Annotated in this window: 8 protein-coding genes; 6 read left to right on the forward strand and 2 right to left on the reverse strand. The window is 71.7% G+C overall.

The window, feature by feature from the left end; genetic code table 11:
- Window positions 1-3: 3 nt before the first annotated feature.
- Window positions 4-177: a hypothetical protein gene (locus NBZ85_RS22325; protein ID WP_261558777.1), complete on the reverse strand. Its 174-nt coding sequence runs from the start codon at window positions 175-177 to the stop codon at window positions 4-6.
- 119 nt (window positions 178-296) lie between these two features.
- Between NBZ85_RS22325 and NBZ85_RS22330 the strand changes: the two genes are divergently transcribed.
- From NBZ85_RS22330 to NBZ85_RS22340, 3 genes are all read left to right on the forward strand, one after another.
- The gene (locus NBZ85_RS22330; protein WP_261562537.1) at window positions 297-1,817 is read left to right on the forward strand and encodes an LCP family protein; all 1,521 of its coding nucleotides are present in this window, start codon (window positions 297-299) and stop codon (window positions 1,815-1,817) included.
- An 89-nt stretch (window positions 1,818-1,906) separates the two neighbouring features.
- Entirely contained in the window at window positions 1,907-2,773 is an 867-nt protein-coding gene (locus tag NBZ85_RS22335; RefSeq protein ID WP_438803102.1) for a TIGR03089 family protein, read from the forward strand.
- A 122-nt stretch (window positions 2,774-2,895) separates the two neighbouring features.
- Window positions 2,896-4,239 (forward strand): UDP-glucose dehydrogenase family protein, encoded by a 1,344-nt coding sequence (locus NBZ85_RS22340; RefSeq protein ID WP_261558780.1) that lies wholly within the window; start codon window positions 2,896-2,898, stop codon window positions 4,237-4,239.
- A 19-nt stretch (window positions 4,240-4,258) separates the two neighbouring features.
- On the opposite strand, the gene NBZ85_RS22345 is transcribed toward NBZ85_RS22340, so the two are convergent.
- Window positions 4,259-4,858, reverse strand: coding sequence for a beta-class carbonic anhydrase (locus tag NBZ85_RS22345; RefSeq protein WP_261558781.1), 600 nt, complete (start codon window positions 4,856-4,858; stop codon window positions 4,259-4,261).
- 372 nt (window positions 4,859-5,230) lie between these two features.
- Here NBZ85_RS22345 and NBZ85_RS22350 point away from each other — a divergent pair, with 372 nt between their 5' ends.
- The 3 genes from NBZ85_RS22350 to NBZ85_RS22360 all read left to right on the forward strand — a co-directional run bounded on the left by NBZ85_RS22350 (window position 5,231) and on the right by NBZ85_RS22360 (window position 8,588).
- Entirely contained in the window at window positions 5,231-5,740 is a 510-nt protein-coding gene (locus tag NBZ85_RS22350; protein ID WP_438803103.1) for a GtrA family protein, read from the forward strand.
- Between the two features lie 535 nt (window positions 5,741-6,275).
- Window positions 6,276-6,872 (forward strand): TetR/AcrR family transcriptional regulator, encoded by a 597-nt coding sequence (locus NBZ85_RS32795; protein ID WP_261558783.1) that lies wholly within the window; start codon window positions 6,276-6,278, stop codon window positions 6,870-6,872.
- Between the two features lie 771 nt (window positions 6,873-7,643).
- Window positions 7,644-8,588, forward strand: a complete 945-nt coding sequence (locus tag NBZ85_RS22360) for a hypothetical protein (RefSeq protein ID WP_261562539.1) — start codon at window positions 7,644-7,646, stop codon at window positions 8,586-8,588.
- The last annotated feature ends 723 nt before the right edge of the window (window positions 8,589-9,311 follow it).

Below are 9,311 nucleotides of genomic sequence, written 5' to 3' on the forward strand. Positions count from 1 at the left end.
CACCTACCCCGCGTACCCCGCCCGACCTATGGCACCTGCGTGGGGGACCACCGGCGCCGGAGCCACCCACGGCGCCCGTTCGGCCGCGGCGACCAGCACCACCGCGACCAGCACCACCACGACCAGCACCACCGCGACCAGCACCGCCGGCCGGGCTGTACCGCCCGAGCGGCCCACGCGGCCGACCCGCGCGGCAGCGGCCGCTACCGCTGCCGCCGGAGCTAGATCCCCGCCAGCCGCGCCGGCACCGCTCGTTCCTGCGCCGACTGTCGCTCACCGTTACCAGCCTGCTATCCGTGCTCGTCCTGGGGCTGTGCTCGCTGGGTTGGGCCGCCTACCGGCACTTCGACGGCGCCATCACCCGGGTGAACTGGGACATCGAGGGCGCCCGACCGGCGGGCGCGGCCGGCGAGCAGAACATCCTGCTACTCGGCGATGACAGCCGGGCGGGCACCAACGGAGAATATGGAGCCGTGGACGGGGTGCGATCGGACACGACGATCATCGTCCACTTCGCCCGGGACGGCTCCGTGACCCTGCTGTCCTTCCCCCGCGACATGCTCGTGCCGGTCGTGCCCTCCACCCGGGCCGCGGCCCAGGACGGCCGCGCGAAGCTGACCGAGGTGCTCCAGCTGGCGGACGTGCCCGGCCTCGTCACCACGCTGGAGTCGCTCACCGGTCTGAAGATCGACCACACCATCTCGATCAATCTCGCCGGATTCCGGACGATGACGGACGCGGTAGGCGGCATCACCGTCTGCGTGACGCCGTTGCCCGACGGGAGCACCCGCAACCTGCACGACACGATGTCCGGATGGAACGGCCACCTCGGGGAGAACCGGCTGAACGGCGAGCAGGCGCTCGCCTTCGTCCGCACCCGCTACGCCCTCGGTGACGAGCGGCTGCGCGTCCTGCGCCAGCAGCAGTTCCTCGCCAAACTCCTGACGACGGCGACCAGCGCGGGCGTGCTCTCCAACCCCGCGAAGATCACCGCACTGCTCGGTGCGGTCGGCGGCGCGCTCCGGGTGGACAAGGGACTCGACCAGACCGCCATGCTCACCCTGTCGAAGCGGGCCAGCGGACTGGGCGCGGGCGGAGTCCGCTTCGTCACGGTCCCCACCCGGGTGGCGCTGCCTGCCGACGGCGCCGTCGACGGGCTGGGAACGGTCCCACCGCACGGTGCCGTGCTGGTCGCCGACCAGGCCGGCCTCGCCCAGGTGCTGGCGCCGCTGCGGCCCGCGGGCGACGCCCGCCCGGCCGCGGCGACGCCCGCCCCTGCCGCAAGCACGTCCGACACCAGCCCCGGGGTCGCGGTCGACCCTGCCGGGATCACCGTCGCCGCCGTCCGCAACGCGTCAGGGCGTACGGGACTCGCCGCCGCCACGGTCGACGTGCTGCGGTCACTCGGATTCACTGGACCGATGACGACGGCGACGATGAACGGTCAGGCGCTGACCGAGATTCACTACCCCCCGGGCCAGCAGGGCGCGGCGCGCACCCTGGCCACCCGTCTGCCCGGCGGTCTGCCGGTCGAGGACCCCGCGCAAACCGGGAACGGACTCGTCGTCGTCCTCGGCACCGCGTTCGCCGGCCTGACGGCCGCCTCCGGTCCAGGCGCGGCGGCCGGTCCAGCCGGCGCTGGAGCGACAGCCGGCGCCACGTCCCCAACGGGCGCCGCGGCAGCCATCGCCTCCTCATCCGCCGCCGGGACTGGCACCGCCGGGACTGGCACCGCCGGGACTGGCACCGTGGCGACGGGTGCCGGCGCCCCCGGTACGCCCACGCCGCTGCCCGCCGACACCTCCTGCACGCCGTGACCGGGGCGCCGCCGCGGCTGGTACCCGCCGCTCGACTGCTGGATCCGGCGGGCGCGGGCGGACCGCCGGAGGGAAGCGTCCCCGCAGGAGTGCGAGGCATCGCCGGACTACTCGCCCATCGGCTCGCCACCGACCCGGCCAGGCCGCTGGTGACCTTCTACGACGACGCGACCGGCGAGCGGGTGGAGTTCTCCGCCGTCACGTTCGACAACTGGGTCGCGAAGACCGCGAACATGCTCGTCGACACCCTCGGGCTCGGTGCCGGCGACCGCATCGGGATCGACCTGCCGACCCACTGGCTGGGCCTGGTGATCCCGCTCGCCGGCTGGTCGGCGGGGCTGGAGGTCGTCCTCGCCGTCGCCGACGAGAACGGCGGTGCCGGCGCGCTGGCCGCGGGCTCGACGCTGCCGCCGACGACCCGCCTCGGCGCGCTGTTCGTGGCCGAGGATCGGCTCGACGCGACCGCCGAGCTGGTGGTCGACGAGACGGTGGCGCTGTCGCTACGCCCGCTGGGCGGCCGCATGCCGCGGCCCATTGCGGGCGTGCTCGACTACTCCGTCGAGGTCCCTGCGCACGGCGACCGGTTCAACCCGCCGCCGCCTCCGCCGGAACAGGTCGAGCTGCTGCGTGCCGGCGCACGGATCGCGGCGGCCTGGGGGTTGGGACCTGCGGACCGGGTCCTGTCCACCGCGCCGTTGGCGTCGGCCGAGGGGCTCCTCGGCGGCCTGCTCGCTCCACTGGTGGCCGGCGCATCGGTGGTGCTCTGTCGGCACCTCGCCCCCGCCGCGCTCACCCGCCGGATCGAGTCCGAGCGGGTAACCACCATCGCCGCAGCGCCCGTTGCGGCCGGCGGAACGGTCGGTGCGGGTCCTGAGGAAGCCGGCGTTCCCGGAGCCGCCCCGCCTGCACTCGCGGGCCCGAGCGCACGGACGCTGCGCCTCCCCCGCCTCGGGTGAGGCCCGATCGTGCCGACGTGGCGGCCGGCACCGGAGGGTAGTGACTACTCTCGTCAACCGGTGGCTCTCGGTGCGCGGCGGCGGGGCGCAGGGGATCCACGTCGATCCCCTGCGCAGCGGAGGTGCCGAGCGTGAGCAGGTCCACCGATCCGCGGATCAGCGTCATCGGCACGGGCTACCTCGGCGCGACCCACGCCGTGTGCATGGCCGAGCTGGGCTTCGACGTGATCGGCGTCGACATCGACGCAGACCGGGTCCGTCGGTTGTCCGGCGGCGAGGTGCCGTTCTACGAACCCGGCCTCGAGGCGCTGCTGCGCAAGAACCTCGAGGCCGGACGGCTCACGTTCTCGGGCTCGCTGGCCGAGGCGGTCGACCAGGCCGACGTGCACTTCATCTGCGTGGGGACGCCCCAGCGGCACGACTCCGGCGCGGCGGACCTGCGCCACGTCGACGCGGCGGTGAGCGGGCTGATCGCGGCCGGGCTGGGCCCCGCGGACCTCGTGGTCGGCAAGTCGACGGTGCCCACGGGCACGGCCATCCGGCTCGCGGCGAAGCTCGCCGCGGGTGCGCCCGGCGCGGAGCTCGCCTGGAATCCTGAATTCCTGCGGGAGGGCTTCGCCGTCGACGACACCCTGCGCCCGGACCGGCTGGTCTTCGGCATCGCTCCCGGCGGCACTGCGCAGCGGCGGCTGCGAGCGATCTACGCCCGAACGATCGGTGACGGTACCCCCGTCGTCGTCACCGACCGCACCACCGCCGAGCTCGTCAAGGTCGCCGCGAACGCGTTCCTCGCCACGAAGATCTCCTTCATCAACGCCATGGCAGAGGTGTGCGAGGCCGCCGGCGGCGATGTCGTCGAACTGGCCGGCGCGCTGGCGCATGATGCCCGGATCGGGCACCGGTTCCTCCAGGCCGGCATCGGATTCGGCGGCGGTTGCCTGCCCAAGGACATCCGGGCGTTCCAGGCCCGCGCGGACGAGCTGGGGGTCGGTCACGCCCTGGCGTTCCTCGGTGAGGTGGACGCCGTCAACGCCCGGGCGCGGACGCGTGCGGTGGCGCTGGCCCGGGAGGTGCTGGACGGCTCACCGGCGAACCGGGCGGTGGGTGTGCTCGGAGCCGCGTTCAAGCCCAACTCCGATGACATCCGCGACTCGCCGGCCCTGGCTGTAGCCGAGGCGCTGCGCCGGGCCGGAGCCCACGTGTCGGTCTACGACCCGGCGGCCGTGGTGAACGCCCGGGCCTGCTACCCGAACCTGTGCTTCACCGACTCGGTGGTCGGCGCGGTAGCCGGCGCCGAGGTCGTGCTCCTTCTCACCGAGTGGCACGAGTTCCGGGAGCTCGACCCAGCAGTGCTACGACCGCACGTGGCGCGGCCCGTCGTCATCGACGGCCGAGGAGCCCTCGATCCCGGGCGGTGGCGGGCGGCCGGGTGGACCTACCGGGCGCTGGGCCGGCCGCAGCGCTGACCCAGCGCGTCGACGTCGATCAGGCCGGTACCTCCACCAGCGCACCGGTCTCGACCTGATAGACGAAACCGCGGACCGAGATCGTGGTCTGCAGGAAGGGCGAGGAGCGCAGGATCCGCAGCGACAGGCGCACGTCATCCTCCACGTTGGTGAACGCCTGCACCGACCACTCGGGACGCACGCCGGTGTCCCGCTCCAGCTGGTCGCGGAAGCCGTCGTCGGTGATCCTCTCCAGGCCGCAGGAGGTGTGGTGCAGGAGGATGATCTCCGTGGTGCCGAGCACGTTCTGGCTGACCGCGAGCGAGCGCACGACGTCCGTGGTGATGACGCCGCCGGCATTGCGCAGGATGTGCGCGTCCCCCTCGGTCAGGCCGAGCAGCGCCTCAATGTTGATCCGGGCATCCATGCAGGCGACGACCGCGACGCCCAGGCGCGGGCGGGCGGTCGGAGAGGCCGGCAGCCCGGCCTCCTGCCGCCGGGCCGGGTGGCCAGCCGCATAGGTCAGCAGTAGCTCCGTCACCGTGGCCGTGCCGTCCACCGGTCCCGCCGGGCGGATCCGGTCGGCGTGCGCGTCGGCGGCCGTCTCGGCCGGGCTCTGCTGGTCGGTCGATGTCGACATCAGCCGTGCGACCCACTCGCGATGGAGATCATCGTGGCCCATCCTCCTGATCTGTGGTGACCGCGCTCCCGCATTGCCAGGATGCCGCCCACCTACCCAGCTTCGTCGGTGTTCCCCACATTCGGCTAGGTTGCGCCACTCACGTTGCCCTTCGAAGCGAATCGGTTGCATCACTCACCGTGGATCAGGGAACACATCCCGAGTGACTCAACCACGTTCCGGTATACTCCAATCACTACTTGAAGTCGAGATCTGGGCGCCGACCGAGGCGGTGATCGGGTCGGCGCCCCCATCCGAGGGGGTGGCTCTGAACCGAGGCCGAGGCAGCCGGTACTCTCCTCGGGTGGTAAGAATCGAACGAGGTCGCGTGTGGTGAGGCACCGGCAGACACGCTCGCCGATGCAGGTACTCATCCACGAGATGGGCAAGTTCGGGCTGGTCGGTGGCGTCTGCTATGCCATCGACTTCTTGGTTTCGAACTTGTGTCACACACTTCTCGGAATGGGTCCGCTCAGCGCGAAGACCGTCTCTACGGTGATCGCGGCCACATTTTCCTACATCGGAAACCGGCAGTGGTCCTTCAACCACCGAGCCCGGACCGGTCTGCGCCGCGAGTACACCCTCTTCGTGATCCTCAATACCGTTGGCCTGCTGATCGCACTCGGTTGCCTCGGGTTCGCCCGCTACGTGCTGGACCTGCGCGGCGTGCTCGCCTTCAACCTGTTCGGCAACGTCATCGGTACCGGACTGGGAACGGTGTTCCGCTTCTGGGCCTACAAGAAGTGGGTGTTCCTGCACCCCGACGACCCCAAGGCCGTGGTGAACAACGGCGCCGGCCAGGAGAACTCCCGTCCGGTCCCGGAACACGCCGGCCGGATCTGACCTTCCGCCGCCCGCCGGCCTCCGCCCCACCCACGGGCGACGGGCCGGCGCCGGCCGCGCTGCCAGGTCTGGCCGCCCAGGCGGCCCAGGCGGCCCAGGAGCTCACGCCGGCCAGGGTCGATCACTGCGACGATCTCGGCCGGCGCCCTCAGCCTGGTCCGCTCCGCTCGGACGGGACAATCCCGACTCGACGCCGGACCGCCGTCTCGCCCCCGGACGGCACACCGATGGGCACCCCAGCCCACGTCCGCCCCAACGGCGCCGGCGCACCCCCACCCGGGCGTCCAGCCGCCACCACGAACGGGTAGGCGGCGCAGGCCCACCACCCGAAGGGCGGGCAGTTCTGGTCCCGCCCGGACACCGGGAAGCACCATCCGGTCCGGCGCCAACCCGTACTCGAAGTATCCCCGGCGAGTTACGCTCTGCGGGCCAATCCGGTGCTACGCGTTCACGGTCATCCACCATGAGTCACTGATCGACTCTCGGAACGCACGCGACAGGCACCGGCCAGTCCGCAGCCGTCGGAGAATGTGTCGTGACCCAGCCCTCGCTCGCGTCGCCGCGCCCAGGCGGCCGACCTCGCGACGAGAGCCGAGACCACGCGATCCGATCAGCCACGCTGGACCTGCTCGCCGAACTCGGATACGACGGCGTGACCATGGACCGGGTGGCCGCCCGCGCCCGCGCCGGCAAGGCCACGATCTACCGGCGCTGGCCGTCGAAACTCGCGATGGTGATAGATGCGATCAACGCCTTTGCCGAGGAACGCATGCCGACTCCGGACACGGGCTCCCTGCGGCTGGACATCATCGAATTCCTGACCTCCTTTCACGATGCCATCCGGGGGGACCGCGGGCGGATCATCGCCGAACTGATCTCAGAAATGCCCCGCAATCCTGATCTACGGAACGCGCTGCGAGGCGGGCTCTGGTCGCAACGCGAGGCGAGCTCCCACACCATCGTCGAACATGCCATCGCCCGTGGGGAGCTCCGCCCGGACGTCGATCACGCGATCCTCATGGAGATCGGCACCGCCATCATCCTGCAGCGGGTGCTCCTCACCGGCGAGTCCGTCGACCGGGTGTTCCTGGAGTCGATCGTGGACGACATCGTCATCCGATACGCTGCTTGACCGCGCGATGGCCCCGGCGGCCCGTCCCAACCGGCCGGTACGGATCGGTGTGGAGCCCCGGTCGTGCAGGCGCCCGCCCGCCCGACCGCAGCCTCGGCAGAGAGCGCGGATGCCGTGGCCGGTACCACGGATGTGTCAAGTAGAGCCCCTCTTCCTCCCAGCAGCAGAAGCCCTACCATCAGCAGTAAGCCCGATCTGGGATGAAGACGCGATTTCTCCCGTCCCGGTCGCAGTAGGCGCGGGTGGAGCTAAGGTGGCCGGCCGCCCCCAAGCCATCCCGGCAGCTGGGCCTTCACGACGGGCGCGGCGGCGGGGGGCCTTCGCCCGGCACAGGAGGACCTCATGCAGTCACCGGGCCCAGGCCCCCAGGACCCGGACGCCGAGACCCGACAGGCGGAAGGCACACCGGCCGGTCCCCGCCCGGGCCCTGGTTACCCAGGCAGCGCCGAACTGCACGACGATACGGCAAGGACCCGCCTGGTCGGTGAGAACGTCGGCGGCTATCAACCGGGCCACGCCAACGGTTGGCCACCGGTCGGCCCACCGCTCACACCCGCGCAGCCGGGATTCCCACCCACCGCACCAGGCCGCCCGCTCAGTGATCCTTACGGCCACGAGAACCCATACGGCCGCGGCGACCCGCGTCACCTCGAGGATACGTACGGCGAGGAGGCGCAAACCAGGATCCTTCCGGATAGTCCGGGACATGGATACCCGCCCGAGTCACCCGGCGGCTGGGTCCCGGACGGGAACGGGTACCCGCCAACCGCTGTGTACCCGCCGGTAGGCGGATACGGCGCGTCGCCGCATGGTGGCCTTAGTGATCCGGGCAACGGCGGCTTTGGTGGCTCGCCCGGCTACTCCCCCGCCGGCTACTCCCCCGCCGGCTACCCGGGGCCGGGCGGCTACCCGGGGCCAGGCGGCTACCCGGGGCCAGGCGCCGGCTACGGCCAGGGTTACCAGCAACAGGGTTACCAGCAACAGGGCTATCCGGCAGCCGGCGACTACCAGCAGGGCTACCCTCCGGTCGCCGCATACGGGGCGTACCCACCCCCTGGCTCCGGGCCCACAGGCGGGCCTCGCTCCAGCGGTTCCGGTCGTCGATGGACGATCATCATCGGCGCGGCGGTCGTCGCAATGGTGCTACTCATCGTCATCCCGGTCGTGCTGCTCACCGGCGGCTCCGATGACGGGAAACCGTTGGCCACTGCCCCGCCCAGCGCCCTGCCGACCACGCCCGCAGGCTCGTCGGCCGCCTCCCCGGCGAGCCCGTCCCCGAGCCCGTCCACGGCGTTCACACCTGCTGAGAGCGAGCTGGTCGCCAAGCTCGACTCGTCGGCGATGACCGACTGCAGGCCCAACAGCGAGGCCGAGGGCGATCACATCCTGGCCTCGCTGTACTGCAACTCCGACGACGGCAAGGTCGTCGCCGCCTACGCCTACGCCACCGCTGGTGACCTCGCCAGCGACATCGACGTGCGCAAGTCTCGGGTCACCACGCCCAACGGCACGTGCAAGGAGGGCGGTAGCGAAGTTTTCACCTGGAACTTCGACCAGAGCAAGACCCAGGGCACCGCTGTGTGCACGGCGCTGCAGAGCAGTCACTTCATCTTCTGGTCCTACGACAACAAGCTGGTCTCGTTCAGGGCGACCGGAACCGACGGCGTCGCTTTGTATGAATGGTGGAGCGACTTCAACCCGGTGCCGCAGAGCTGATCCGGCCCCGGTCGATACCAGCTCAGTCCACCGACCAGGGCCCAGAACGAGGAGTCCGGAGCATGGTGCGACCCTGATCAGGCGGCGGGATCCCCCTATCCGCCGCATGCCTGCTGCCGCAGGTCCAGGCGGGCGACGATAGGGCCGCATTTGTTGTGCAGTAGCCCAATACCGCCGGTATTTGCGGAGAGGTGCGCCTACTCTGGGGACCGCACCCGTCACCCATCTCGGGAGGAACCGTGCCGAGCCCCGGCAATGGCGACGACGAGTCGCCGCGCTCAGCCGAGCAGTCGCCACCGGGGCCGCGCCTCGGCGATGGTCCCGATCCGGACCCTGACCTCGACGACGCCGAACACACCATCCTGCGGCCTCCCGGGCACTTTCCCCCGCCGAGACCCGGCGACCGCTTCGGGATCGACCCGTCGAGTGGCGCGGGCCGGCCGAGCCCGACCCCGGATCCGCTGTGGCGGGGCCCCGGGCCAGGCCACGTCTCCTGGCCGCCGTCATACGCGGGGTCGGCCTCTCCACCCGTCGACCCCCCGGCAGACACCGGCCCGCGCGGGCCCGTCCAACCTCCGGGCCCGCCCATCCCGTCGGCACCACCACGCTTTGGTGGCGGCCTGGCCGGTCCGGGCGGTCCACCGGGCCCGCCGACCTCCGCAGCGCCCGCCTGGCCGTCGCCGCCCGGCCTGCCCGGGCCGGTTACCCCTGAGGGCTTTGCCC

Source organism: Frankia tisae, assembly GCF_025403405.1.
Lineage (GTDB): Bacteria > Actinomycetota > Actinomycetes > Frankiales > Frankiaceae > Frankia > Frankia tisai.

What these genes read in the sequence shown, in the direction of transcription:
- NBZ85_RS22345 (WP_261558781.1), bottom strand. Translation starts at nt 4,858, where the DNA reads ATGTCGACATCGACCGACCAGCAGAGCCCGGCCGAGACGGCCGCCGAC.